We start from the raw sequence: 25,838 nt of genomic DNA, 5'->3' as shown, positions 1-25,838 counted from the left end.
GTCCCTCCATGCTACGGCATCTTCCGCGACTGTAGCGCCGGCGACGACGGGCTAGGTCCTATTGCGCCCCCGCGGCCGCCGATCGGCCTAGACCGTGGGGGACATAGCCCGGACGGACGAAGCCCGCCGGTGCGATAATGACGCTCTTTTCCGCATCTATGGCACGGAGCTTCCCTTGACCCGCATTGACGATCCCCTGCACGACCGCGAGGTCGGCACGGCCGACGCCACCCAGGACAACACCCGCACGGACGACACCCGCATCAGCGCCGTGCGGCCGTTGATTTCGCCCGCCCTGCTGCAGGACGAACTGCCGGTTTCGGCCGAGATCCAGACGCTGGTCGAAGACAGCCGCGCCCGCATCGCCGACGTGCTTCACGGCCGCGACGACCGCCTGGTGCTGGTGGTCGGCCCCTGCTCCATCCACGACCACGCCCAGGCCATGGAATACGCGCGCCAGCTGCGCGCCGCCGCCGACCAGTATCGCGATGACCTGCTGGTCGTCATGCGCGTGTACTTCGAAAAGCCGCGCACCACCGTCGGCTGGAAGGGCTACATCAACGACCCGCGCCTGGATGGCAGCTTCCGCATCAACGAAGGCCTGCGCCGTGCCCGCGAGCTGCTGCTGGACATCAGCGGCCTGGGCCTGCCGATCGCCACCGAATTCCTCGATCTGCTCAGCCCGCAATACATCGCCGACCTGATCGCCTGGGGCGCCATCGGCGCGCGCACCACCGAAAGTCCCAGCCATCGCCAGCTCAGCTCCGGCCTGAGCTGCCCGCTGGGGTTCAAGAACGGCACCGACGGCGGCGTGCAGATCGCGGCCGACGCCATCGTCGCCGCCAGCGCCAAGCATGCCTTCATGGGCATGACCAAGATGGGCATGGCCGCCATCTTCGAAACCCGCGGCAACGTGGACACCCACGTGATCCTGCGCGGCGGCAAGCAAGGCCCGAACTACGATGCGGCCAGCGTCGACGCCTGTTGCGCCGTGCTGCGCGCCGCCGGCCAACGCGAACAGGTCATGATCGATTGCTCGCACGCCAATTCCAACAAGTCGCACCTGCGCCAGGTCGACGTGGCGCGCGACATCGCCGCCCAGCTCAGCCGCGGCGATCGCCGCATCACCGGCGTGATGATCGAAAGCCACCTCGAGGAAGGCCGCCAGGATCTCAAGCCGGGCCAGCCGTTGCGCCATGGCGTGTCGATCACCGACGCCTGCCTGGGCTGGGCCCAGACGCTGCCGGTGCTGGACCTGCTGGCGCAAGCGGTGCGCGAGCGCCGCGCCCACGCCTGAACCGGCGCCGCCTCAGCGGTTCAAGGCGTAAGGCGCCGGGTCCATGTCCGGCGCCTGCCCCGTCACCAGGCAGGCCAGCAGCTTGCCGGTCACCGGCCCCAGCGTGAAGCCGTGGTGCGCATGGCCGAACGCCAGCCACAATCCCGGATGGCGCGGCGCCGGGCCGATCACCGGCCGCATGTCCGGCATGCACGGCCGGCATCCCATCCAGGGCGTCTTCTCCACCGCGGCGCCCAGCGGCAGCAGTTGCGCCGCCAGCGCCCGGGTACGCGTCACCTGTACCGGCGTCGGCGCCGCGTCGCGCGGCGCGAACTCGGCCCCGGTGGTCAGGCGCAGGCCCAGCGTCATGGGCGATACCACGAAACCACTGTCGATATCGGCCACCGGCCGCGACAGCGCGGCGCCGCCCTCCAGCGCGAAATGCTGGTGATAGCCGCGCTTGACCGCCATCGGTATGCGATATCCCAGCGGCCGCAATACATCGGGCGACCAGGGGCCCAGCGCAACCACCACGTCGCGCGCCTCCAGCGGCCCCGTCGCCCCACGCACCCGCCAGCCGCCGGACACCGACTCCAGCGTGCGCGCATCCCCCCGCGCCAGTATGCCGCCGCGTTGCTGGAACAAGGCCGCGTAGCCGCGCGCCACCGCTCCCGGGTCCGATACATTGACCGGATCGCGCCAATGGATCGCGCCCACCAGGCGCGACGACAATGACGGTTCCAGCGCCGCCAGGCCCTGGCGGTCCAGCACCGCGTAATCCAATCCGTAGGCCGCCAGCGCGGCGGCCTCGGCGACCGCGCCATCGAGGCTGGCCTGGGTCCGCATGCCGTCGATCCAGCCATTGCGGCGGAACAGCCGGCCGATGCCGGCCGCGTCCTTGAGCGCGTCGTGCTCGGCCACGCTGCGCTCGATCAGCGGCAGCATGGCGGCGGCCGCCCGCGCCAGCCGGGGCGGCGCGGAATGCCACCAGTAACGCAGCAGCCAGGGCGCGATGCGCGGCAGGAAGCGCGCATGGTAGCGGACGTCGGGCCGGCGGTTGCCGGCATAGCGCAACAGGCTGCGCCAGTCGCGCGGAAAGGCATAGGGAATGACGCTGGCGCGTTCGATCAACCCGGCATTGCCGTAGCTGGTTTCCTCGCCCGGACCGCGCCGGTCCAGCAGGGTCACCGCGCGGCCGCGCGCCTGCAGATGCAGCGCCGCGCTCACGCCGACGATACCCGCGCCCAGGACTACCACGTCTGTTTTCATGCGCGGCATTCTGCGCCGCCGCGAGGGGTTCGGCAAGCCACGACCGCGGGCGTAGAATCATCCGTCGCCCCGGGGAGGCCTGCCACGACGGTCCGCGCCCGACCCCGACGCGCTCACGGAGCCACGCCATGCCCGCCCCCGCTTCCCTTCAACCGGTCACGCTCGATGGCCAGATCGTGCGTCTGGAACCCCTGACGCTGGACCACGCGGGTCCGCTCGCGCAAGTCGGCCTCGATCCGGAACTGTGGCGGCTGCAGCCCGAACCGGTGGCGTCGGCCGCGGACATGCGCCGCTATGTCGAACGCGCCCTGGCGGGCCAGGCGGCGGGCGCCTGCCTGCCGTTCGCCATCGTCCGCCGCGCCGACGGCCAGGTCATCGGCACGACCCGGTACATGGATATCGCGCTGCCGCACAGGCGCCTGGAGATCGGCGCCACCTGGCTGACACCCGCCAGCCAGCGCAGCGGCGCCAACACCGAAGCGAAATATCTTTTATTGCAGCACGCCTTTGAAACAATTGGTATCATACGCGTCGTATTCAAGACGGAGGCGGCCAATGTGCAATCGCGGCAAGCCATCCTGCGCATCGGCGGCGTCGAGGAAGGCGTGTTTCGCAAGCACCTGATCGCGCAGTCCGGACGCACCCGCGACATGGTCTATTTCGCCATTCTCGACGACGACTGGCCCGCCGCCAAAGCGCGCCTGCTGGCGCGCCTGCGGCGCGCGCCCTGAACGTCGCGGCGCTCGCTCTTTGTGGTTTCATCATGGCCGGCACTCAAGTTCCCGCGACTCGAGGCCGTTAACGCAGTACCGCGGGACGGGTTCTGCCCCTCCCCGCCCTTCTCAAGTCAGGTATGGATCGTTCTCCCCTCGCCCCGCCCGCGTCGCTCGGGCACAATCGCCGCAGCATCTTCATCTACACCGAAGAGCAACGGGGCAACCAGCTGGTCGAGTCGCCGGTCATCGGCATGCTGTCGGACGTCTCGGGCTCGGACAAGCTCGTCGTCGTGCGCGACCCGTTCAGCGGCATCAAATTCATCTACCGCGTCGACCACGAAAGCAACAACCTCGACGCGGCGGCCATTACTGAGCAGGACGAGTCTGCTTTCGATGGCAAGAACGCGGTGCAGATCAACTCCATGTCCTACAAACTGGGAACCGCCGAGAATGCGATGAAGCTGCTGCGCGGCAAGACCCAATGGATCCAGGACAAGGGCGCGGTGCTGTCGGTCCTGCTGCAGAATGCGGCCGCGCGCAAGACGCGATTCGCTCCGCCCCGCATCGAACGCGACCGCGTGCGCCGCGTGCCGCAGGGCGTGCCGGTCGAATACCTGGCGGACCCGCGAACGGGCGCCGAGTGATGGCGCCCTGGCGGTGAACAACTTCCAGCCGCTGTTTTTTATCCACAGTTTCTGTGGATAAAAAAGTCGCCCGCGCACGGCTGCTGGCCGTTCCCGCCACACGGCAGGGGCTGCGCATTTTTTGATCAGCCCCATTTCCTCGGCCGGACCGGCCGCGTCGGGCGCGTTGCATCGCAATATGCGGCGCCGCCGCAACGGCGATAATGATATTCTCCGCGAAGCGCCTCGAGGGGACCACACCGGTTGGCGTGCCTTCCGGTCCTGCGCCCGCGCCCGGCGGACTCACCCACACCAATAAGAAGCCGTAGCATGAAAGGAGCGGAAAGCGTGTTTGCCCTTGGAGCGCCTCGAGCACAACCGCTAGCTTGTCCGGCGCCGTGACCATCATCATCGTCGACGATCACGGGGACTGGCGCGACACCATCGCCGAATTCATCCACGACCTCGGCCTGGGCGAAGCCATCCTCACCGCCGGATCGCTGGCCGAGCTGGACCAGTTGCTGCTGAGCGTCACGCCGGGCATCCTGGTGCTGGACGCCATGCTGCCGGACGGCGATGGCCTGGCGCGGGTGTCGCACTTGCGCACCACCTATCCGTCAATGGGCATCATCATGCTGACCGGCCGCCTGCTGAGCGAAGACAAGGTGTCGGGATTGAGCCTGGGCGCTGACCATTACCTCACCAAGCCCGTCAACCTGGCCGAACTGGGCGCGACGCTGGTGTCGCTGTCGCGACGCCTGCGGGTGGTGCCGGCCGTCGACCCCGAAGCCCCCTCCGCCGAGATCTGGCGCTTCGACCCGGCGCGCCGCATGCTGGTGTCGCCCAAGCGCGTCCACGTCGACATCACCGATACCGAAAGCCGCCTCATCGGCGCCTTGATCCAGGCCGCCCCGCTGCCGCTTTCGCGCGGCCGGCTGGTCGAGGCCCTGGGCGCCAGCGCCGAAGCCTACGACACGCATCGGCTCGATGCCCACATGCACCGCCTGCGCCGCAAACTGCGGGCGCAGGCGGGCGCCGACATGGGCATCCGCACGGTCTATGGCGTCGGCTACGTCTGCACCATGCCTGTGCAGATCGTTGGCAACCTCCAGTCCTGAACAATCGCCGCCATGCCACTGACCGCACGCCCTCGCCGTTCCGTCCTCTACATGCCTGGCGCCAATGCGCGCGCCCTGGACAAGGCCCGCGACCTCGACGCCGATGCGCTGATCCTCGACCTCGAGGACGCGGTCGCGCCGGACGCCAAGGCGCTTGCGCGGCAACAGGTGGTGGCCGCCCTGCGCGCCGGCGGCTACGGGCGGCGCGAATGCGTGGTCCGCATCAACGCCCTCGATACGCCGTGGGGCCTGGACGATGCGCGCGCCATCGCGCGCGCCGGCGCCGACGCGGTGTTGCTGCCCAAGGTGCAATCGGCGGCCGAACTCGATGCGCTGGCGCGCGCCCTGGATGCTGCTGGCGCGCCCGCCACCTTGCCGCTGTGGGCCATGGCGGAAACGCCGCTGGGATTCCTGCGCCTCGACGCCATCGCCGGCGGCCATCCCCGCCTCGCCGCGATCGTGGTCGGCACCTCCGACCTGGTCAAGGACCTGCATGCGCGTCATACCCCGGAACGCCACGAAACCCTGCTGGCGCGCTCGCTGGCGGTGCTGGCGGCGCGGGCCCATGGCCTGGCGGTCCTCGATGGCGTGCACCTGGACCTGGACGACGACGCCGGCCTGGCCGCCGCCTGCAAGCAGGGGCGCGACCAGGGGTTCGATGGCAAGACACTGATCCACCCCAGGCAGATCGCAGCGGCCAATGCCGCCTTCGCGCCCACCGACGCCGAGCTGGCCAGCGCGCGCAGGCGATTGGAAGCCTGGCACGCGGCGCGGGCGGCGGGCCGGGGCGTGGCGGTGGTCGACGGCGCCCTGGTCGAGAACCTGCATGCGCGCGAAGCCGAACGCCTGCTGGCCCTGGCCGCCGCGATCGCCGGCCAACCGGATCCGGACTGAACACCACGCGGGGCGACGGTCCGCGCGGCCAGCTACAATAGCGGCCGCGATCGGATGGGCGCCCTGCCCCATCCGCCTGTCGCGCCTGGCGCGGCCCACCCTGCCACGCCGCCGGCGCGATTCCTCCACGGTTCCCCTTTTTGCGCCGCAGCTTGTGGCGGGAGCCTTGCCGCGCGCCCTGCGCGCCCTCCAGCCACACGATTCATGATCCGCTTCCAACAAGTTTCACTGATGCGCGGCGTCAAGCCCTTGTTCGACAAGGTCGACCTGCTGCTCAACCCCGGCGACAAGATCGGCCTGATCGGCGCCAACGGCGCCGGCAAGTCGAGCCTGTTCGGCCTGCTGCGCGGCACGCTGCACGCCGACCAGGGCGACCTCGATTATCCCGCCAGCTGGCGCATGGCCTACGTGGCGCAGGAAACGCCCGCGCTGGACCGTCCCGCCATCGAATACGCCATCGACGGCGACGTCACGCTGCGCAGGCTCGAAGCCGAGCTGGCCGCGCTGGAAGCGGAGCCCGAGAGCGCCGAGAACGGCCTGCGCATGGCCGATATCTACGCCGCGCTGGCCGACGCCGATGCCTACACGGTGCACTCGCGCGCCGAGCAATTGCTGACCGGCCTGGGCTTCACGCAGGCGCAGATGCAGCTGCCGCTCACCAGCTTCTCCGGCGGCTGGCGCATGCGGCTGAACCTGGCGCAGGCGTTGATGTGCCCGTCCGACCTGCTGCTGCTGGACGAGCCCACCAACCACCTGGACCTGGACGCCATCATCTGGCTGGAGGATTGGCTCAAGCGCTATCCGGGCACGCTCATCGTCATCTCGCACGACCGCGACTTCCTGGACGGCGTGGTCAACGTCATCGTCCACATCGACGAACGCAAGCTCAAGCGCTACTCGGGCAACTACTCGTCGTTCGAGCGCCAGCGCGCGGCTCAACTGGAACTGGCGCAGGGCATGATCGAAAAGCAGATGCGCCAGCGCGCGCACCTGCAATCCTTCATCGACCGCTTCAAGGCCCAGGCCAGCAAGGCGCGCCAGGCGCAGAGCCGCATCAAGGCGCTGGCCCGCATGGAAGAAGTGGCGCCGCTGCGCGCCGCGGCCGAGTTCTCGTTCGAGTTCCGCGAGCCGCTGCGCGCGCCCAATCCGCTGTTGACGATGGACAAGGTCAGCGCCGGCTACCGCAACACCGACGAGGACAGCGGCGTCACCTCCGACAGCATCATCGTGTCGGGCATCGACTTTTCATTGCAGGCGGGCCAGCGCCTGGGCCTGCTGGGCATCAACGGCGCCGGCAAGTCGACCTTCATCAAGACCATCGCCGGCGAGTTGCAGTCGCTGGCCGGCGAGACGCAGTTCAACAAGGGCCTGTCGATCGGCTACTTCGCCCAGCACCAGGTCGAGATGCTGCGCCACGACGAATCGCCGCTGTGGCACATGACCAAGATCGCGCCCACGGTGCGCGAACAGGAACTGCGCAACTTCCTGGGCAGCTTCAATTTCAACGGCGCCATGGCCACCAGCTCGATCGCGCCCTTCTCCGGCGGCGAGAAGGCGCGCCTGGCGCTGGCGCTGATCGTCTGGCAGCGCCCCAATCTGCTGCTGCTCGATGAACCCACCAACCACCTGGACCTGGAAACCCGCGAAGCGCTGACCACCGCGCTGGCGCAGTTCGAAGGCACGCTGGTGCTGGTCTCTCACGACCGCCACCTGCTGCGCGCCACCACCGACCAGTTCATCATCGTCGCCGACGGCCGCTTCAGCCCGTTCGACGGCGACCTGGACGACTACAAGGACTGGCTCTACAAGACCAAGCTGTCGGCCAAGGCCGCCGCCTGAGCGGGCGCCGCCGCAAACACCTTCCGACAGGAGGTCCACTGGCGGGACGAACGCGTTACAATCGCGTCGTTTGCACGCCGGGCGCAGGCCTATTCGCGTCAACCCCAACCACGTCCCGCTGTCCGCGGGACGCGTTTTTTAGCGCCCTAGATGCCGATCAAAGACCAACTCTTCCTCGCCAGCCAATACCTCGCGCCGCATCACCTGGTGTCGCGCCTCTTCGGCTACGCCTCGGACTGCCGGGAACCCGCGATCAAGAACTGGATGATCTCGCGCTTCGTACGCAAGTACGGCGTGGACATGCGCGAAGCCGAGCAGGAAGACGCGCTGGCCTTCGATTGCTTCAACGATTTCTTCACCCGCGCCCTCAAGCCGGACGCCCGTCCGCTCGATGACGAGCCCGGCGGCGTGCTGTGCCCCGCCGATGGCGCCATCAGCCAGATGGGCGCCATCGAACATGGCCGCATCTTCCAGGCCAAGGGCCACAGCTACGGCCTGACCGAACTGCTCGGCGGCGACGCCGAACGCGCCGCGCCCTTCCAGGGCGGGGAATTCGCCACCATCTACCTGTCGCCCAAGGACTACCACCGCGTCCACATGCCGGTGGCCGGCACGCTGCGTGAGATGATCCATGTGCCGGGCCGGCTGTTCTCGGTCAACCCGCTGACCGCGCGCAACGTGCCGCGCCTGTTCGCGCGCAACGAGCGCGTGGTCTGCCTGTTCGACACCGAACACGGGCCGATGGCCGTGGTGCTGGTCGGCGCCATGATCGTGGCGTCGATCGAAACCGTGTGGGCCGGGCTGGTCACGCCGTACAAGCGCCGCGTCAAGGCGGTGCGCTACGACGACGCCGCGCGCGCGCCGATCCATCTGGCCAAGGGCGCCGAGATGGGCCGCTTCAAGCTGGGTTCGACCGCGATCGTGCTGTTCGGGCCGGGCAGGATCCGCTGGGCCGACACGCCCTCGGTGCGTGGCCCGGTGCGCATGGGTGAATTGCTGGCGCTGCCGCGGGACTGAAACCGACGGCATGGGGCGGTTCGCGCGACTGCGCAAACCGATGAGCGCGTCGGTTCGCGCGACTGCGCAAACCGATGAGCGCGTCGGTTCGCGCGACTGCGCAAACCGATGAGCGCGGCGGTTCGCGCGAACGCGCAAACCGATGAACGCGGCAGTTCGCACAGCGGCGCCGTGTTGTCCGGAAAAAGTGAACAGGCAATAGCGGTTTTATTCGCTTTATACGATCAGGCGGGCTGGGTAGATTGGAGGTTTTTCGCCTCCTCCAATGACTACGAGCGTCCTGCCCGCCCCCGCGTCCGCGACCCGCGCCACGCCCCGTCCCGCCCGCGCCCTGGCGCGCATGCTGTCCCTGGACGATTTCGAGGCCGCCGCGCGCCGGCGCCTGCCACGCCCGATATTCGGCTACGTCGCCGGCGCCGCCGAGGACAACCAGTCGCTGCAAGCCAATCGCGACGCCTTCGGCCGCTACGCGTTCCAGCCGCGGGTGCTGGTCGACGTGTCGGGCCGCAGCCAGCACACGGAACTGTTCGGCCAGCGCTACGAATCGCCATTCGGCATCGCGCCCATGGGCATCAGCGCACTGTCGGCCTATCGCGGCGATATCGTGCTGGCGCGCGCCGCCCGCGAACAGGGCATTCCCGCCATTCTCAGCGGCACCGCGCTGATCCCCCTGGAAGAAGTCATCGAGCAGGCGCCCGGCACCTGGTTCCAGGCCTACCTGCCCGGCGATCCCGCGCGCATCGACGCGCTGGTGGCGCGCGCGGCCCGCGCCGGCTATGAAACGCTGGTGCTGACGGTGGACATCCCCGTCTCCGCCAACCGCGAGAACAACGTGCGCACCGGATTCTCGACGCCCCTCAAGCCCAGCCTGCGGCTGGCCTGGGACGGCCTGACCCGGCCGCGCTGGCTGGCCGGCACCTTCCTGCGCACGCTGCTGGCTCACGGCATGCCGCATTTCGAGAATTCGTTCGCCACTCGCGGCGCGCCCATCGTATCGGCGTCGGTGCTGCGCGACTTCAGCGCGCGCGACCATCTCAGCTGGGAACACGTGGCGCGCATCCGCCGCCAATGGCCAGGCACCCTCATCATCAAGGGCATCCTGCATCCCCAGGACGCGCGGCTGGCGCGCGAACACGGCGCGGACGGCATCATCGTCTCGAACCACGGCGGCCGCCAGCTCGACGGCGCGATCTCGCCGCTGCGCGCCCTGCCCGGCGTGGTGGCCGAGGCAGGCGCCATGCCGGTGATGATGGACAGCGGCGTGCGCCGCGGCGGCGACGTGCTCAAGGCGCTGGCCCTGGGCGCGCGCTTCGTGTTCGTCGGCCGCCCCTTCAACTATGCCGCCGCGGTCGGCGGCCAGGCCGGCGTGGCCCACGCCATCGGCCTGCTGCGCGCCGAAGTGGACCGCAACATGGCCATGCTCGGCATCAATCACCTGGAAGAGATGAACGCCGGCCTGCTGGCGCCGGCATGAACCGGGAGGCCGGGCGCGGCCGCGGCGCGCCGGCCCGCGGGCGCACGGCATAGAATGGCGGTTCCCCCGCTATCGCCGGGCGGGCCTGCGCGCCCGCCCTCGCCCCGCCGCCCGTGTCCCTACGCCAATCCTCGTTTTTCCTGCGCTTCCTGACCCTGGGCGCGCTGGCCCACGTCTATGTGGGCGCCCGCCTCATCCCCGATGCCGGTTTCGACGGCCCCGGCGCCGCCGCCGCCATCCTGCTGCTGATCCTGTCGTGCGTGCTGATTCCGTTGGGGATGCTGGGCCGTTCCTCGGTGCATCCGCCCTGGGGCGACCGCATCGCCTGGGTGGGCCTGATCGCCATGGGCCTGTTTTCGTCGCTGTTCGTGCTGACGGTGCTGCGCGACGCCGCATTGCTGGTGACATGGCTGGCCGGCCTGGCCATCAGCGCGGACCTGCCCTGGCCCGCGCTGCGGCGCGCCAGCGCGCTGGCGGTGGCGGCGCTGGCGCTGGCCGCCACGCTGCTGGGCTTCTACAACGCCCGCCGGCGGGCGCGCGTGGTGACGGTGGATGTGCCCGTCCGCGGCCTGCCGGCCGACCTGGACGGATTCACCATTGCCCAGATCAGCGATATCCACGTCGGCCCGACCATCAAGCGACGCTATGTGCAGGCCATCGTCGACGCCGTCAACGAACTGGCGCCGGACATGATCGCGATCACCGGCGACGTGGTGGATGGCAGTGTCGAGCAACTGGCGGCCCAGGCCAGCCCGCTGGGCCAGTTGCGCGCGCCCTTCGGCGCCTACCTGGTGACCGGCAACCATGAATATTATTCAGGCGCCGCGCCCTGGGTGGCGGAGTTCCGCCGCCTGGGCCTGCGGGTGCTGATGAACGAGCATGCCGTGATCCACCCGGCCGGCCTGCCGGTGGTGGTGGCCGGGGTCACCGACTACAACGCGGGCGCATTCGACCCGCAGCAGCGCAGCAATCCGGCCGCCGCCCTGGCCGGCGCGCCGCCCGACGCCCAGGCCAGGATCCTGCTGGCGCACCAGCCGCGCAGCGCGGCCGCCGCCGCGCCGCTGGGCTACACCTTGCAGCTGTCGGGCCACACGCACGGCGGCCAGTTCTTTCCGTGGGGCTTTTTCGTGCGGTTCCAGCAGCCCTACACGGCCGGCCTGCACCGGCTCGGCGGGATGTGGATCTACATCAGCCGCGGCACCGGCTACTGGGGCCCGCCCAAGCGCCTGGGCGCGCCTTCCGAGATCACCCGCCTGCGGCTGCGGCCGGCCACGCCTTGACGGCACGTCTGCGGCGCTCCCGCGCCCGGCCGGCGCCGACGCCAGGCGGGCCGCGCCTCAGGCATCCTCCGGCAACGGTCCGCGCTCCAGGTAGCTGGTGAGCGCGATATCGCTGGTGGTGTTGGTGATGCCCTCGATCTGGTGGATGCGCGCCAGCAGTGCCTCGAGCGCCTGGGTGTCGCGCACCCTCACCTTGAGCAGCATGGCGCTCTTGCCGGTAATGGTGTGGATCTCCTCGACTTCGGTCAGCTCCGCCAGGCCCAGCACCTGCTGGGTGATGCTCCAGTTGTTGGTGTCGACGTGGATGAATGCCAACAGCGGACGGCCGATGCGCGCGCCATCCAGCTTGGCGGCGATGCCCTTGATCAGGCCGTCACGCTTGAGGCGCTTGACCCGTTCGTGTACGGCGGGCGCCGACAGGTTCAGCAATTTGCCCAATTCGGCGTAGCTCGGCGAGGCGTCATCCGCCAGCAGCGTTAATAGTTTTCGGTCGCGGTCGTCGAGATCTGGCATTGGAATCTGGTTCTGCCTAACGGCATTCGAACTTTTACGGGATAAGGGAATATCGGTATTAACCCTTATTTTATTCCAATAAAATCCTCGCAATGCAGAACCGCAACACCGCTCGCGAGCCCGCGCGCCGCCAGCCGCTTCCCCCCGCCATTCCCGCCTTGATGTTCGCCGTCAGCGTAGTCGGCTCCAATGGCCTGGCCCTCAGTCCGATCCTTGCCGATGTGGCGCGCTCGTTCGCCAGCACGCCGCTCACCGTCAGCACGGCGATTTCGGCCTATGGCGCGGCCACCGCCGCCAGCGCCTTTCTACTGGCGGCCCGGATCGACCGCTGGGGCATCCGCCGCTCGCTGCTGATCGCGATGGCCGTGCTGATCGGCGCCCTGCTGCTGTCGGCCGGCGCGCCGCACTGGATCGTCCTGACCCTGGCCCAGGCAGTGGCCGGCGCCGCCGCCGGCGTGATCCTGCCCGCCGCCTATGGTTCGGCGTCGCTGGTGGCCGCCGCCGGACAGGAAACGCGGGCGTTGGGCCGCGTGATCTCGGGCTGGTCGGTGTCGCTGGTGGCCGGCGTGCCGCTGTCGGCGCTGATCTCCGACGCCATCGGCTGGCGCGCCACCTACGGCGTGCTGGCCCTTTGCGCGGCGGTGGCCCTGGCCGGCCTGCGCAAGCTGCCCGAACGCCGCGGCGCCCATGCCGCGCCGCCGCGCCTGTCGCGCCTGCTGGCGCCGCTGTCCTGCCGCGACGTGCCAGTGCTGCTGCTGGGCTGCCTGGCATTCTCGTCCGCATTCTATGGCGTCTATGCCTTCCTGGCCGACCACGTGCGGACCCTGTTGGCCTTGTCCGCGGGCCAGGTCGGCTTCATTGCGTTCGCCTATGGCGCCGGCTTCCTGCTGGCCGGCCTGGCCGGCGCGCCCCTGATCGAACGGCTTGGCCCGCGCCGCGCATTGCCATTGGCGCTGGCCGCCCTCAGCGCGGTCTATCTGGCGTTGTTGCCCGCGGCGCATGCGCTGGCCGCGGTATTGGCCCTGGCCGTGCTGTGGGGCGCCGCTTCGCAACTGAGCCTGAACCTGCTGGTGCTGCTGTTGTCGCGCGCCCGCCCGGAGGAACGCGGCGCGGTGCTGGGTCTCAATACCTGCACGACTTATCTGGGCGCCAGCGTCGGCACGGCCGTGGCCGGCACGCTCTATACCCACGCGGGTTTCGAAAGCCTGGGGCTGGTCGCCGCGGCCGCCTTGGCCCTGGCCGCGATCGGCCTGCACTGGCGCCTGAACGGCCGCCGCACGCGTGAAGGCCGCGTCACCGCCTGACGCCCGGCCTCAGGAGGGCAGCACCACCGCGCAATCACGTCCGGCGCGCTTGGCCTGGTAGAGCGCCAGATCGGCGCGCCGCAACACATCCGACATGCTGGCGTCGGTTTCCAGGAAACCGGTCACGCCGCCGCTGGCCGACAGCACCAGCGCCTGGCCATCGATATTGGCGGGATGCTGGCGCAGGCTGAGGCGCAATCGATCGCAGACCGCCAGCGCCACGTCCTTGTCGGCGTCGGCCAGCAACACCACGAATTCCTCGCCGCCCAGGCGGCCCACCGAATCGCCTTCGCGCAGGCAGGCCCGCAACTGGTCGCAGAAATGGCGCAGGGCCGCGTCGCCGCCCAGATGGCCATAGCGATCATTGACCTGCTTGAAATAATCCAGGTCCAGCATCAGCGCCGTATGGCGGGCGCCGCGCTTGGCGGCCTCCAGCATCGCTTTCATGCGCTGCAGGATTTCCGCGCGGCTCCAGCAACCGGTCAGGCCATCGACCTTGGCCAGGCGTGCCAGGGCGGCCTCGTTGCGACGGCTCTCGGTCATGTCCATGCCGATGTTGATCACGCTGCCGTCCGGCAGTCGCACATTGGACCACAGCACCGACAGGCGCTCGCCGTCGCGCGCCAGCGGGTGCCATTCACGGAACGAACGATGCGCCGCGAATCCGACGCTGTCGAGCACGCGCGCGCGGATGTCCGGGTCGGGATAGAACAGCGCCAGCGGCTCGGCGTGGCGGTTGATTTCCTCACGGGTCCAACCGAAGCGGCGTTCGCAGGCCTCGTTCCACAAGCTGCATTTGCCATGTTCGTCGAAGGCGTTGATCAACACCGGGGCCTCGTGGAACAGGGCCTCGTATTGCGCCACCACCTGGCGCAGGCGCGCCAGTTCCTGGTCGCGCGGGTCCCCGGCGTTGCCGCTGTCGGTCTCGGCGACGCGCGGCTGCGGCACAGTCAGGGCGTCATTCGAGGAAACGAGTCGCATGGGTTCGCTGGCAGGAAGAATCGTCGCGGCCCGGCGGCATTCGCCTGGGGCGTGAGAAGGCGCGGCCAGTATACGTGCTGGCCGCCGCCGTGACTGCCAAGAAACGTCAATTCGCCGTCATGCCCGGCGGCGTCTACCAGGGAAAGGCGATCAGGTCGCCATACAGGCTGCGCAGCCTGGCCTTGACCGCCTCCGAGTTCTGGTAGATGGCAATGAATTTCAGCAGCCGCGGGTCCTGCGCGTGATCGGGCCGGACGACCCAGCGGATCGCGTAGCGGCGCACATTGGCCGGATCGGTGTTGTCGAAGGCCAGGCCATCCTTCTCGTCCAGCCCGGCCTGCTTGGCGAAGGTGGTGTAGGTAACCGACGCGGTCACGTCGTCGAAGACGCGCGCCGATTGCGAACCTTCGATCTGCACGAATTTCAGGCGCTTGGGGTTGTCGGTCACGTCTTCGATCGTGGCCCGATGCGCCACGCCCGGCTTGAGCTTGATCAGCCCGATCGACTCCAGCAACAACAAGGCGCGGCCGGTGTTGACCGGATCGTTGGGGACCGCGACCGTGGCGCCGTCCGGCAGGGGCTGCCCCTTCTTGAGCTTCTTCGAAAACAGGCCGATGGTGGTGGAATAGCCATAGGCGATGGGAACGAGGCCGGCGCCGCGCCGCGCGTTGAACAGTTGCAGGAACGGTTCATGCTGGAAGAAGTTGGCGTCGATCGAACCGTCGGCCACGGCGATATTGGGCAGCACCCAGTCGCTGAACTCCACCAGTTCGACTTCCAGCCCCGCCTTGCGCGCCTCGGCGACCGCCAGTTCGGTGGCGCCGTTGGCCACGGACGGAATCAGGCCGATGCGCAGCGGCTTGTCGGCGGCCAGCGCCGGGGCGGCGCAGGCCAGCCCCAGGGCGGCCGCGGCGGCGCCACGCGCCAGAATGAGGAACAGGGAGTGCAATGACATGGAATCGTCCGGAAAGAAATCGCTCGACCCGGGTATTGTGCCGCAGCGCCGCCGCCGCGCGGCCAAAGGCCTTGGTCGCGCAATGGCGATGGCGTCGCGCCACGGCGCTACACTCGATGCCAGCATTGAAACCCCGCATGACGGAGCCTGATCTTGCAAAACACCGCCACCCTGCCCACCCAAGTCACCCTGATCGGTGCCCCGACCGACATCGGCGCGGGCGCGCGCGGCGCCTCGATGGGCCCCGAAGCGCTGCGCGTGGCCGGCATCGGCCCCGTCATCGAGGCGCAGGGCTTCCAGGTCACCGATCGCGGCAATCTCTACGGCCCGGCCAATCCGTGGCAACCGCCCGTCGACGGCTATCGTCACCTGGACGAAGTGACCGCCTGGAACCAGGCCGTGCACGATGCCATGTACCAGGCCCTGACGCAGGGCGCGTTGCCCATTCTGCTGGGCGGCGACCATTGCCTGGGCATCGGCTCGATCAGCGCGGTGGCGCGCCATTGCCGCGCCGTGGGCAAGAAATTGCGCGTGCTGTGGCTGGACGCGCACACCGACTTCAACACCAACGCCCTGACGCCGACCGGCAACATCCACGGCATGCCGGTGGCCTGCCTGTGCGGCCATGGCCCGGCCCAGATCACCGGCATGTCGGGCCAGACGCCCGACATCGATCCGTCGTGGGTGCGCCAGATCGGCATCCGCAGCGTCGACGAGGGCGAAAAACGCCTGGTGCACCAGGCCGGCCTGGAGGTGTTCGACATGCGCTACCTGGACGAAATGGGCATGCGCGCAACGATGGAAGCGGCGTTGGCCGGGCTGGATGAAGACACCCATCTGCACGTGAGCTTCGACGTCGACTTCCTCGACCCCGAGATCGCGCCCGGCGTCGGCACCACCGTGATGGGCGGACCAACCTACCGCGAAGCGCAACTGTGCATGGAAATGATCGCCGACACCGGGCTGATGCGCTCGCTGGATGTGGTCGAACTGAACCCCGCCTTCGACGTGCGCAACAAGACCGCCGACCTGGCGGTGGACCTGATCGAAAGCCTGTTCGGCAAGTCGACGCTGGTGCGCCGCGGCGCCTGACGCTTCAGGTCTCGCCGTCGCGGCGCACCGCCTCGGCCGCCGCCGCCAGGCTTTGCACGTGGGCCTCGCGGCGCGCCCGTACCCGCGGCGTGGGCCCCGCCAGGCACAGCGCGTACCATTCCCCGGCCCGCTCCAGCGCCACCGCCAGGCCGGTCAGGTCCGCCACGCTTTCGCCGGCATTCTCGGCCCAGCCCTGGGCCTCGGCCCGGGCCACGTCCGCCAGCAGCGCGGCCCGCGTGGTGCGGGTGTGATCCGTGTAGCGGCGGAAATCCGCCGCCGCCAGCACCGCCTCTCGCTCGCCCGGCGCCAGGCGCGCCAGGATCGCCTTGGCCACCGCGCTCGTGTGCAGCGGCCGCCGTTCGCCGGGGCGGGTGGCGTAATGCACCGGCTGCGCCGATTCGGCCACCTCCAGGAACAGCACCCCGCCGTCCTGGATCTTGCCCAGCATCACCGTCTCGTCGGTCCGGTCGCGCAGCGCCGCCAATTGCGGCCGCACCCGCTCCAGCCAGGGGTCGCCCGCCTGGATCAGGCCGCACAGCGCCTGTAGCCGCGGCGTCGGGTAGTAACCGCCGCGCCGCCGCACCTCGTAAAGATAGCCGCGTCCCACCAGCGTGCGCACCAGGGCCAGGCAGCTGGACATCGGCGCGCCCAGCCCTTGCGCCAGTTCGGTCAGCGACAGCGGGCGGCGCGCCTGCGCATACAGCTCGATCAGTTCCAGCGTCCGGACGACCAGTTTGACTTCCATGGCGATGGCCCCGCGATGATGTGTTGACTTTTCATATATGGGAACATAAATTCTTGCACAAGAATTTTTATTCACCAATAAGAATAAATTTTCAGCCGGATGGAGAACCGGCGCCCCGGCCCAGCATTCGCGTCACCCAAGAAAACCGATATTCGGCTCGCCCGACGGGCCGTGGAGACAAACCGATGCGTATCAATCCCTTGTGCGCGGCCGTGGCCGCCACGCTGGCCGCCTGTGCCATGCATGTTCCGGCCGTCCAGGCCCAAGCCGCCGCCGGCGCCGACGTCGTGCGCCTGGGCGTTTCCAACGACCGCTCCGGCATCTATTCGGACCTGGGCGGGCTGGGCTCCGAAGTGGCCGTGCGCATGGCCGTGGAGGACTTCGGCGGCAAGGTCGCCGGCAAGACGGTCGAGGTGGTCGGCGCCGACAACCAGAACAAGGCCGACGTGGCCTCGGCCCTGGTGCGGCGCTGGTTCGATACCCAGGGGCTGGTGGCGGTGGTCGATGGCGGCGCCAGCTCCGCCGGCCTGGCGGCCCAGGGCGTGGCGCGCGAGAAAGGCGGCACCGCGCTCATCAGCGGCGGCTTCGCCGGCGATTTCAGCGGCAAGCAATGCAGCCCGCTCAGCACCCAGTGGGCGCCCGACACCTACGCGCTGGCCAATGCGGTGGTCAAGAGCGTGGTCGAAAGCGGCGGCAAGTCCTGGTATTTCATCACCACCGATTACGTCTTCGGCAAGTCGCTGGAGGCCAACGCCAGCCGCTTCGTGCAAGGGGCCGGCGGCAAGGTGCTGGGCAGCACGCGGCACCCGCTGGGCGCCATGGATTTCGCCTCGTTCCTGGTGCAGGCGCAGGCCTCCAAGGCCGACGTGGTCGGCCTGGCCAGCGCCGGCGGCGATCTGGTCAATCTGATCAAGCAGGCCCAGGAGTTCGGCCTGACGGGAGGCAAGCAGCGTTTGCTGACCTTCCTGACCTTCATCAACGACGTGCAGGCCATGGGCCTGCCGGTGGCGCAGGGCCTGACCTTTCCCACCGGCTTCTACTGGGACGCCGACGACGACACGCGCGCCTGGACCCGCCGCTGGCAGCAGAAGATGGGCGTGACGCGTCCGCCTTCGATCGTGCAGGCCCTGAGCTACGTCGCCACCACGCATTACCTGCAGGCCGCGCAGGCCGCGGGCAGCTTCGAAGGCGCCGTTGTCAACCGGAAGATGCGCGAGTTGCCCATCACCACCAAACTGATCAAGAATGCCCGCATACGCCCCGAAGACGGGCGAGTCATCATGGACCTGTATCTGGTGGAAGTGAAAAAACCCGCGGAATCCAAGTACCCCGGCGACTTCTACCGCATCCTGTCCACGGTGCCCGGCGAGAAGGTATTCGTCTCGCTGGCCGACAGCGAGTGCCCCTTGATCAAGAAATAAAGCCAATTCCCCGAGGAGACATCCCATGAAGTGCTATTGCGTCGTCAACTTCCGCGAACCGCTGCAGCAGATGGACCAGGCCACGCCCGCGCCGCAAGGATCGCAGGTGCTGCTGAAGGTGCGCGCCGCGGGCGTCTGCCACAGCGATATCCACTTGTGGGAAGGCGGCTACGACCTCGGCCAGGGCCGCACGCTGTCGCTCAAGGACCGCGGCGTATCGCTGCCGCTGACGATGGGCCACGAGACCGTGGGCAGCGTGGTGGCGGCCGGTCCCGACGCGCGGGGCGTGGAATCCGGCCGCAACTACCTGGTCTATCCATGGATCGGCTGCGGCGCCTGCCCGACCTGCCTGTCGGGCCAGGAGAACCACTGCACCGCGCCGGCCTGCCTGGGCGTGCATCGCGCCGGCGGCTATGCCGACCACATCCTGGTGCCGCACCCGCGCTACCTGATCGACATCGGCGACCTGGACCCGGCCCGCATCGCGCCCTACGCCTGCTCCGGCTTGACCACCTATTCGGCGCTCCGGAAGATCGGCGAGGCCGTCTACCGCGAGCATCCGGTGGTCATCTTCGGCGCCGGCGGCCTGGGCCTGATGAGCCTGACGCTGATCAAGGCGCTCGGCGGCAAGGGCGGCATCGTGGTCGATATCGACCCGGCCAAGCGCCAGGCCGCGCTGGAGGCCGGCGCGCTGGCCGCCATCGACGGCGCCGCGCCGGACGCCGCGCAGCAGATCATCAAGGCGGCGGGCGGCAAGCCGCTGCAGGCCGCCATCGACCTGGTCGGCGCGCCGTCCACCACCGCCCTCGCCTTCGACTTCCTGACCAAGGGCGGCAAGCTCATCATCGTCGGCCTCTTTGGCGGCGCCTCGTCCTGGCCGATCGCGCTGATTCCCATGAAGGCCATGTCCATCATCGGCAGCTACGTCGGCAACCTGGCCGAACTGCGCGAGCTGATGGACCTGGTGCGCGCCGGCAAGGTGCCGCCGATGCCGGTGCACCGCTATCCGCTGGACGAGGCCGACAGCGTGCTGGCGTCGCTGCGCGCCGGCAAGGTGCTGGGCCGCGCGGTATTGACGGTGGATTGAAGTTGGCTTGAAGTTGGATTGAAGGCGGCGCCCCTCGCCAGGGCCCGCCCGGACGGTCGCGGCGAATGGGCCTATCATGTCATCTGCACACCCGCCCATCTTCCAGCAAAGGACCTCGCATGACCGACCGCCAGCTCACCATCCTCGCGGCCATCAATCTGCTGATCGCCGTCGGCGCCGGTGCCTTCGGCGCGCACGGCCTCAAGCGCCTGGTGACGCCCGAGCTGCTGTCGGTCTGGCAGACCGGCGTCATGTACCATCTGGTGCATGGCCTGGGCCTGTTCATCATCGCGCTGCTGGGCGCGCGCTACGGTTCGCCGTTGCTGTCGGCCGCCGGCCTGGTGATGTTCATCGGCATCGTGCTGTTTTCAGGTAGCCTGTACGTCCTGACCCTGACCGGCACCCATTGGCTGGGCGCCATCACGCCCGTGGGCGGCGCCGCGTTCCTGGCCGCCTGGGCCATGGTGGCGCTGGCCGCCTACCGCGCCCAGGGCTGAATCCACGCCGGGCCGGCGCCCGGCAACCCCGCATTACCCCTTCTGGCGGCCTCGGCCGCCTTTTCCGCTGAACCCCGATGTCGTCCCCTACCGTTTTTCCCGCCGCGCGTGACCACTCCGCCTTCGCAGGCATCGCCTGTGTCGCCGGCGGCATTTTCTTCCTGACGCTCAGCGATGCCAACGCCAAATGGCTGGGCACCACCTACAACCCGCTGCAGATCCTGTTCCTGCGCGCGCTGATCGCGCTGCCGTTCGTGACCGCGCTGGCCATCTGGCTGGGCGGGCGCCGGGTGCTGCGCACAGACCATCCCGCACTGCACCTGACGCGCGGCGCCATCAACGTCGTGTCGGCCTGTTGCTTCTACCTGGGGCTGCGCGCGCTGCCGCTGGCCGAAGCCACCGCCATCGCCTTTGCCGCGCCGCTGTTCGTGACGGCGCTGTCGGTGCTGATCCTGAAGGAACGGGTCGATGGCCGGCGCTGGCTGGCGGTGTTGGCCGGCTTCGCGGGCGTGCTGATCATCGTGCGGCCGGGCACCGATGCCTTCCAGGCGGCCACGCTGCTGCCGCTGACCACCGCGTTCCTGTATGCCGTCATGATGATCACCGCGCGCGGCATCAGCCGCGGCGAAGGGATGCTGACCACCACCTTCTACATCGTCGCCGGCCAGCTGGTGTGCAGCGCCGTGGCGCTGCCCTGGGTCTGGCATACGCCGGCCGTGGCGGACCTGCCCTATTTCGCCGCGGTGGCGCTGTTCAGCACGCTGGGCCTGGCGCTGATCACGCAGGGTTTTCGCATCGCGCCGGCCTCGGTGGTGGCGCCGTTCGACTACACCGGCCTGATCTGGGCCACGCTGCTGGGCTGGATCTTCTGGCGCGAGGCGCCCGACGCCTACGCCTACCTGGGCGCCCTGTTCATCGCCGGCAGCGGCGTCTACATCGCGCTGCGCGAGGCGCGCGGTTCGCACAAGCGACGCGCCAAGGCGTAGGCGTCCGGGACGCATTGGCCGCGGCGGCATCGCCGTGGCCAGGCGTGCGAGCTACTCGGTCGGCGGCGGGAAATTGCGCTTGAGCACGCGCGCCACGTTCGGTTCCTGCGCCGCCTGGCGCGCCACCGCCGTCAAGGCCGGACAGTTGGCCTCGAACCAGGCCGGGCCGGGCCGCCAATGCGTCATCACCGTCACGTACAGGTCCAGCGCCGAAAAGCGGCGGCCCAGCATGTGCGGGGTGCCGGCCTGGCGCTCCAGTTCCAGCCACACTTCGGCGCGGCGGCCGTGTATGCGTTCACGCAGCAGCTCGGCCGGCGCGCCCGGCGTGGTCCATTGCGGCGGGTCGTCGCCATAGGTGAAGGTCGGATAGACCGCCGCCACCAGCCGCACCAGCAGGTTCAGGAAGCGCGCGCGCTCGGGCCGCGAGGCTTCCGGCGCCAGGCCCGCCTGGGGCGCCACGTCATGCAGATGCAGCACCATGGCCGCGCTTTCGGTCATCACCTCGCCGTCCGGCGTGATCAGCGTCGGCACCTGCCCCAGCGGGTTCAGGCGCAACAGCCGCTCGCGCTCGGGCCCGGGCTTCAGGTACGGCACGTCGGTCAGCGTGTGCGGCACGTTGGCCAGCGCCAGCGCCATCTCGACGATGGCCGAACCGCAGCCCTGCGAGCCGATCAATTCGTAGGTTTTCATCATCGTGGTCATCCTCCGGTTTGCGCCGGCGCGAGCCGCAGCAGTTCGCCGGGCGACGCGTCGGTCAACACATAGACATAGCCATCCGGGCCTTGCCGCACGTCGCGGATGCGCGCCTTGCGTTCACCCAGCAGGCGCTCCTCGGCCACCACCCTGTCGCCATCCAGCGTCAGCCGGATCAGGTCCTGGTCGGCCAGCGCGCCGATGAACAGGGAACGGCGCCACGCCGGGAAACGGTCGGCGTCGTAGAACGCCATGCCGCTGATGGCCGGCGACCTGGCCCACCAGTACAGCGGCGGCTCCATGCCGGCCAGCGTCTCGCCCTTGGCTTCCGGTATCGGCTGGCCCGAATAATTGATGCCATAGGTCGCCAGCGGCCAGCCATAGTTCCTGCCGGCCTGCACCAGGTTGATTTCGTCGCCGCCGCGCGGACCATGCTCGTGCTCCCACAACGCGCCTGTCCACGGATTGAGCGCCATGCCCTGCGGATTGCGATGGCCGTACGACCAGATCTCGGGACGCGCGCCGGCCTTGCCGAAGAAGGGATTGTCGGGCGGCACCGAACCATCGGGCGCGAGGCGCACCACTTTGCCCTGGAGCTTGTCCAGATCCTGCGCGGTGGGCCGCTGGTTGTTCTCGCCGAGCGAAATGAAGAGGTGGCCCTTGCCGTCGAACACCAGGCGCGACCCGAAGTGCTGCCCTTGCGACAACTTGGGCGCCTGGCGGAACAGCACCTGGAAATCCTCCAGCGCGCCGGCGTCGGCCGACAGGCGGCCGCGGCCCACGGCGGTGCCGCTGCGCGAGCCGTCCGATTCGGCATACGAAAGGTAGACGTAGCGATCCCGCGCGAAGTCCGGCGACAGCGCCACGTCCAGCAAACCGCCCTGCCCCTGCGCCGCCACCTTCGGCACGCCCGCCAGCGGCTTGGACAAGCCGCCGGGCGTGCGCAGCAGGCGCAGGTGGCCAGGCCTTTCCGTGATCAGCACGCCGCCCCCGGGCAGGAATGCCATCGACCACGGGTGGTCCAGGCCGCCCACGACCACCGTCACCTGCGCGCGCGCGGCGGGCGGCTGGCCGGGGCTTTTCTGTGGCGTGGCCCAGGCCGCGGCCGTCCATAGCGCGGCGCCGGCGAAAGCGATCAGGGACGAGACGCGACGGATCGCGGGCGGGCGTGACGGCATGGACATCTCCGGCGGCTGGGTGAGGCGCGGCGGTGCTCGGCGGCGCCTTGCGGGTGGCGTACCATAGGAGCCTGTGACGGGCGGCCTCCCCGTCCTTTCCTTTCAGGAGACTCCCTTACATGAAACTGTACTACATGCCCGGCGCGTGCTCGCTCGCTTCCCACATCGTGCTGGAATGGATCGGCAAGCCGTACGAAACCCGCAAGCTCAGCCGTGACGAACTCAAGGGCCCCGAGTTCCTCAAGGTCAATCCGCTCGGCGCCGTGCCCGCGCTGGACGACGACGGTTTCACGCTGACCCAGAACGTCGCGATCCTCGAATACCTGGCCGAACAGGCGCCGCAAGCCAACCTGCTGGGCGACGGCTCGGCCCGTTCGCGCGCCGACGTGCGCCGCTGGCTCGGTTTCATCAATTCCGACATCCACAAGACGTTCTCGATGATCTTTGGCGCCGGCCGTTTCCTCAGCGAGGAAGCGCCGCAGCAGGAACTGGCGGCGTCCGCCTCCAAGCTGCTGACGCGCCTGTTCGCGCTGCTCGACGCCCAACTGATCAACCAGCCCTACCTGGGCGGCGAGGCGCCGTCGATCGCCGACGCCTATCTGTACGTGGTGCTGCGCTGGGCCCACGCCAAGCAGGTCGACCTGTCGGGCCAGGACCACCTGGCCGCGTTCTTCAAGCGCATGCAGGACAACGCCGGCGTCAAGGCCGCGCTCAAGGCCGAAGGCCTGGAATAAGCCCGCCAGGCCGGCATGACCGGCCGGCGCGAACGCCCCGCCGCCCTTGCGCGCCGGGGCGTTTTCTCTTGCGCGCCGGCCTGATTTCCTTCAGCCGCCGACCAGCGCCGGGGCCGCGCTGTCCAGCGTCTTCCTGACCGCCGCCAGGAAGCGCCGCGCCAGCAACGGCGGCGCGCTCAGGTTCGAATGCGTGGCCCAGATCTCCACGCTGGCGCCCGGCGCGATGGGCCGCAGCACCATGCTTTCGGTCTGGTCGGGCGACACGCACCAGGCATCCACCAGCGCCGGACCGAGCCCCTGCTGCACGAACGAACAGGCTGTCACCGGCGAATGCACTTCCACCGCCGCCGGACAGGCCGGCGCGCCGCCAAAGAACGATTGCAGCGCGCGTCCCAGTGGGGTGTCGCGCGGGTAGCCGATCCAGGCCGCCGAGGCGAAATCCTCCGGATGCACCACCTCGTGCGCCGCCAGCGGATGCCCCTTGGGCAGGACGCAGATCACCGGCACCGTCGCCAGCCTGACCGAGGTCAGGTTGGGATGGTCGGGCGGCCGCATCGAGATGCCGATATCGGCCTGGCCCGACAGGAAATACGCCGCCAGTTCGTCGAACGTGACGCTGCGGTAGTCGACCCGCGCGGCGCCATTGCGGTCGCGCAAACGCCCCAGCGCCATCGGCACCAGCCGCTGGCCGTAGCTGGCGCTGGCCACCACCTTGAGCATGCCCGCGCCCGACTGCCCCAACGCGGCCGCCAGGTCGTTGACGCGCTGGATCCCGCCGTAGACCTGTTCGACTTCGGCATACAGCCGGCGCGCCTCGGCGGTGGGCGACAGGCGGCTCTTGACGCGTTCGAACAGCCGGTAACCCAGGCGGCTTTCGGTCAGCGCCAGCACCCGGCTCACCGCCGGTTGCGAGACGTGCAGCATGCGGCCCGCGCCGCTGATCGAGCCGGCCATCATGATGGCGCGGAACACCTCGATCTGGCGCAGGTTCAGCGCGCGGCCGGCGCTGGGCGCGAGCGCGTCGGCATCGTCGTGCGCATCCATTTCGTTCCCCTTGGTCAATAACGGCGGATTATAGGTTTTCGACATTTTTCGATGACGCGGTGCCGCAACCCCGGTGCTAATCTGCCCGCCTCCACACAACAAAACAAGGGGAATCCAGCATGCAACGCACCATTTTCCGCAGTCTCGCCGCCCTGGCCCTGGCCGCCGCCTTCAGCGCCGGCGCACAGGCCGCCGGCGCCTATCCCGACAAGCCCATCACCTTCATCGTGCCCTCCGCGGCAGGCGGTTCGCCCGACGTGCTGTCGCGCCTGATCACCACGCAACTGGCCAAGGACACCGGCGCCACGCTGGTGGTGGAAAACCGCCCCGGCGCCGCCGGCAACATCGGCATCGCGCTGGTCAAGCGCGCCGCGCCCGACGGCTACACCGTGGGCTACGGCAACATCAACACGCTGGCGGTGAACCGCTCGCTGTTCAAGCGCCTGCCCTACGACGTCGACCAGGACCTGACGCCCGTGGCCCACATGTTCGACCTGTACAACGCGCTGATCGTGCCGGCCGATTCGCCCGTCAAGAGCGTGCAGGACCTGATCGACCGCGCTCGCAAGGAACCCGGCCGCCTGTCGTACGGGGCTTCCGGCGTCGGCACCACCGGCCACATGGGCGGCGAACTGTTCAAGGGCATGGCCAAGGTCGATGTCATGTTCATCCCGTACAACGGCGGCCCGGCCGCCATCCAGGACCTGCTCGGCGGACGCCTGGACTACCTGTTCGTCAACACTTCCGAAGCCACCCCGCTGGTCAAGAGCGGCAAGGTGCGCGCCATCGGCGTCAGCAGCTTGAAGCGCCTGGCGCTGATGCCCGACGTGCCGACGCTGGACGAAGCCGGCCTGAAGGGCTATGAGACCGTGGCCTGGGGCGGCGTGGTGGCGCCCAAGGGCACCCCGCCCGAGGTCGTGGCGCAGCTCAACGCCGCCATCCAGAAAGCCTTGCAGGCGCCCGAGGTCCGCACCGGCCTGGAAACGCTTGGCGCCGAACCCGCCAGCGGCAGCCCGGCCGAATTCAAGCAGCTGATCGATCGCGAAACCGCCAAGTGGAAGCACATCATCGAAACCGCCGGCATCGAGAAACTGGACTGAAC

Annotated in this window: 26 protein-coding genes; 18 read left to right on the top strand and 8 right to left on the bottom strand. The window is 69.1% G+C overall.

Translation table 11 applies throughout. The annotated features are described in order from the left end of the window. The first annotated feature begins 175 nt into the window (after positions 1 to 175). Entirely contained in the window at positions 176 to 1,297 is a 1,122-nt protein-coding gene (locus AT699_RS13765; RefSeq protein ID WP_006386068.1) for a 3-deoxy-7-phosphoheptulonate synthase, read from the top strand. 12 nt (positions 1,298 to 1,309) lie between these two features. On the opposite strand, the gene AT699_RS13760 is transcribed toward AT699_RS13765, so the two are convergent. Next, entirely contained in the window at positions 1,310 to 2,545 is a 1,236-nt protein-coding gene (locus tag AT699_RS13760; protein WP_058207591.1) for an NAD(P)/FAD-dependent oxidoreductase, read from the bottom strand. A 128-nt stretch (positions 2,546 to 2,673) separates the two neighbouring features. Between AT699_RS13760 and AT699_RS13755 the strand changes: the two genes are divergently transcribed. From AT699_RS13755 to AT699_RS13720, 8 genes are all read left to right on the top strand, one after another. Further along, complete coding sequence (locus AT699_RS13755) at positions 2,674 to 3,276, top strand: GNAT family N-acetyltransferase (protein ID WP_024068785.1); 603 nt, start codon at positions 2,674 to 2,676, stop codon at positions 3,274 to 3,276. Between the two features lie 122 nt (positions 3,277 to 3,398). Further along, positions 3,399 to 3,905, top strand: a complete 507-nt coding sequence (locus tag AT699_RS13750) for a hypothetical protein (protein WP_006386071.1) — start codon at positions 3,399 to 3,401, stop codon at positions 3,903 to 3,905. 377 nt (positions 3,906 to 4,282) lie between these two features. Next, positions 4,283 to 5,002 (top strand): response regulator transcription factor, encoded by a 720-nt coding sequence (locus AT699_RS13745; RefSeq protein ID WP_035182282.1) that lies wholly within the window; start codon positions 4,283 to 4,285, stop codon positions 5,000 to 5,002. A 12-nt stretch (positions 5,003 to 5,014) separates the two neighbouring features. Further along, positions 5,015 to 5,896, top strand: a complete 882-nt coding sequence (locus AT699_RS13740; RefSeq protein ID WP_006386073.1) for an HpcH/HpaI aldolase/citrate lyase family protein — start codon at positions 5,015 to 5,017, stop codon at positions 5,894 to 5,896. 204 nt (positions 5,897 to 6,100) lie between these two features. Next, positions 6,101 to 7,735 (top strand): ATP-binding cassette domain-containing protein, encoded by a 1,635-nt coding sequence (locus tag AT699_RS13735; protein ID WP_020927567.1) that lies wholly within the window; start codon positions 6,101 to 6,103, stop codon positions 7,733 to 7,735. Between the two features lie 150 nt (positions 7,736 to 7,885). Beyond that, entirely contained in the window at positions 7,886 to 8,752 is an 867-nt protein-coding gene (asd, locus tag AT699_RS13730) for an archaetidylserine decarboxylase (RefSeq protein ID WP_006386075.1), read from the top strand. A gap of 265 nt (positions 8,753 to 9,017) precedes the next feature. Next, positions 9,018 to 10,226 carry an alpha-hydroxy acid oxidase gene (locus AT699_RS13725; RefSeq protein WP_024068784.1) on the top strand — a complete coding sequence of 403 codons (1,209 nt, stop codon included), beginning with the start codon at positions 9,018 to 9,020 and terminating at the stop codon, positions 10,224 to 10,226. 113 nt (positions 10,227 to 10,339) lie between these two features. Continuing rightward, entirely contained in the window at positions 10,340 to 11,506 is a 1,167-nt protein-coding gene (locus tag AT699_RS13720) for a metallophosphoesterase (RefSeq protein WP_024068783.1), read from the top strand. Between the two features lie 57 nt (positions 11,507 to 11,563). On the opposite strand, the gene AT699_RS13715 is transcribed toward AT699_RS13720, so the two are convergent. Then, on the bottom strand, positions 11,564 to 12,019 hold the full coding sequence (locus AT699_RS13715) for an Lrp/AsnC family transcriptional regulator (protein ID WP_006386078.1): 456 nt from the start codon (positions 12,017 to 12,019) through the stop codon (positions 11,564 to 11,566). Between the two features lie 92 nt (positions 12,020 to 12,111). Between AT699_RS13715 and AT699_RS13710 the strand changes: the two genes are divergently transcribed. After that, a complete protein-coding gene (locus AT699_RS13710; RefSeq protein WP_024068782.1) occupies positions 12,112 to 13,323 on the top strand; it encodes an MFS transporter in 1,212 nt (403 codons plus the stop codon). A gap of 9 nt (positions 13,324 to 13,332) precedes the next feature. Here AT699_RS13710 and AT699_RS13705 read toward each other — a convergent pair whose 3' ends face one another. Then, a complete protein-coding gene (locus AT699_RS13705) occupies positions 13,333 to 14,304 on the bottom strand; it encodes a GGDEF domain-containing protein (RefSeq protein WP_006386470.1) in 972 nt (323 codons plus the stop codon). Between the two features lie 133 nt (positions 14,305 to 14,437). Next, on the bottom strand, positions 14,438 to 15,259 hold the full coding sequence (locus AT699_RS13700) for a MetQ/NlpA family ABC transporter substrate-binding protein (protein ID WP_006386469.1): 822 nt from the start codon (positions 15,257 to 15,259) through the stop codon (positions 14,438 to 14,440). Between AT699_RS13700 and AT699_RS31520 the strand changes: the two genes are divergently transcribed. Both AT699_RS31520 and rocF read left to right on the top strand, forming a co-directional pair. Further along, entirely contained in the window at positions 15,258 to 15,410 is a 153-nt protein-coding gene (locus AT699_RS31520) for a hypothetical protein (RefSeq protein WP_155523066.1), read from the top strand. The genes AT699_RS13700 and AT699_RS31520 overlap by 2 nt on opposite strands. A gap of 2 nt (positions 15,411 to 15,412) precedes the next feature. Further along, entirely contained in the window at positions 15,413 to 16,351 is a 939-nt protein-coding gene (gene rocF / locus AT699_RS13695) for an arginase (protein ID WP_006386468.1), read from the top strand. A 4-nt stretch (positions 16,352 to 16,355) separates the two neighbouring features. Here the strand turns inward: rocF and AT699_RS13690 are convergent, their stop codons facing one another. Next, positions 16,356 to 17,096, bottom strand: a complete 741-nt coding sequence (locus tag AT699_RS13690; RefSeq protein WP_054438478.1) for an IclR family transcriptional regulator — start codon at positions 17,094 to 17,096, stop codon at positions 16,356 to 16,358. A 185-nt stretch (positions 17,097 to 17,281) separates the two neighbouring features. Here AT699_RS13690 and AT699_RS13685 point away from each other — a divergent pair, with 185 nt between their 5' ends. The 4 genes from AT699_RS13685 to AT699_RS13670 all read left to right on the top strand — a co-directional run bounded on the left by AT699_RS13685 (position 17,282) and on the right by AT699_RS13670 (position 21,087). Beyond that, positions 17,282 to 18,517 (top strand): ABC transporter substrate-binding protein, encoded by a 1,236-nt coding sequence (locus AT699_RS13685; RefSeq protein WP_006386466.1) that lies wholly within the window; start codon positions 17,282 to 17,284, stop codon positions 18,515 to 18,517. A 25-nt stretch (positions 18,518 to 18,542) separates the two neighbouring features. Continuing rightward, a complete protein-coding gene (locus AT699_RS13680) occupies positions 18,543 to 19,604 on the top strand; it encodes an alcohol dehydrogenase (RefSeq protein ID WP_006386465.1) in 1,062 nt (353 codons plus the stop codon). A 119-nt stretch (positions 19,605 to 19,723) separates the two neighbouring features. Beyond that, positions 19,724 to 20,101 (top strand): DUF423 domain-containing protein, encoded by a 378-nt coding sequence (locus tag AT699_RS13675; RefSeq protein ID WP_006386464.1) that lies wholly within the window; start codon positions 19,724 to 19,726, stop codon positions 20,099 to 20,101. A gap of 77 nt (positions 20,102 to 20,178) precedes the next feature. Continuing rightward, complete coding sequence (locus tag AT699_RS13670) at positions 20,179 to 21,087, top strand: DMT family transporter (RefSeq protein WP_024068779.1); 909 nt, start codon at positions 20,179 to 20,181, stop codon at positions 21,085 to 21,087. A gap of 51 nt (positions 21,088 to 21,138) precedes the next feature. Here the strand turns inward: AT699_RS13670 and AT699_RS13665 are convergent, their stop codons facing one another. Together AT699_RS13665 and AT699_RS13660 are read right to left on the bottom strand one after the other, a co-directional pair. Beyond that, positions 21,139 to 21,777 (bottom strand): glutathione S-transferase family protein, encoded by a 639-nt coding sequence (locus AT699_RS13665; RefSeq protein ID WP_026383493.1) that lies wholly within the window; start codon positions 21,775 to 21,777, stop codon positions 21,139 to 21,141. Positions 21,778 to 21,785: 8 nt separating this feature from the next. Further along, the gene (locus AT699_RS13660; protein ID WP_024068778.1) at positions 21,786 to 22,958 is read right to left on the bottom strand and encodes a PQQ-dependent sugar dehydrogenase; all 1,173 of its coding nucleotides are present in this window, start codon (positions 22,956 to 22,958) and stop codon (positions 21,786 to 21,788) included. A 119-nt stretch (positions 22,959 to 23,077) separates the two neighbouring features. On the opposite strand from AT699_RS13660, the gene AT699_RS13655 reads away from it, so the two are divergent. After that, positions 23,078 to 23,692, top strand: a complete 615-nt coding sequence (locus AT699_RS13655; protein WP_006386460.1) for a glutathione S-transferase family protein — start codon at positions 23,078 to 23,080, stop codon at positions 23,690 to 23,692. A 90-nt stretch (positions 23,693 to 23,782) separates the two neighbouring features. Here the strand turns inward: AT699_RS13655 and AT699_RS13650 are convergent, their stop codons facing one another. Next, positions 23,783 to 24,736: a LysR family transcriptional regulator gene (locus AT699_RS13650; RefSeq protein WP_054470164.1), complete on the bottom strand. Its 954-nt coding sequence runs from the start codon at positions 24,734 to 24,736 to the stop codon at positions 23,783 to 23,785. Between the two features lie 119 nt (positions 24,737 to 24,855). Here AT699_RS13650 and AT699_RS13645 point away from each other — a divergent pair, with 119 nt between their 5' ends. Further along, positions 24,856 to 25,836, top strand: a complete 981-nt coding sequence (locus tag AT699_RS13645) for a Bug family tripartite tricarboxylate transporter substrate binding protein (RefSeq protein WP_024068776.1) — start codon at positions 24,856 to 24,858, stop codon at positions 25,834 to 25,836. The last annotated feature ends 2 nt before the right edge of the window (positions 25,837 to 25,838 follow it).

Origin of the sequence: Achromobacter xylosoxidans, assembly GCF_001457475.1 — a bacterium.
Lineage (GTDB): Bacteria > Pseudomonadota > Gammaproteobacteria > Burkholderiales > Burkholderiaceae_B > Achromobacter > Achromobacter xylosoxidans.
Note: the sequence above shows the minus strand (reverse complement) of the source record. Positions and strands in the feature narration are given on the sequence as shown.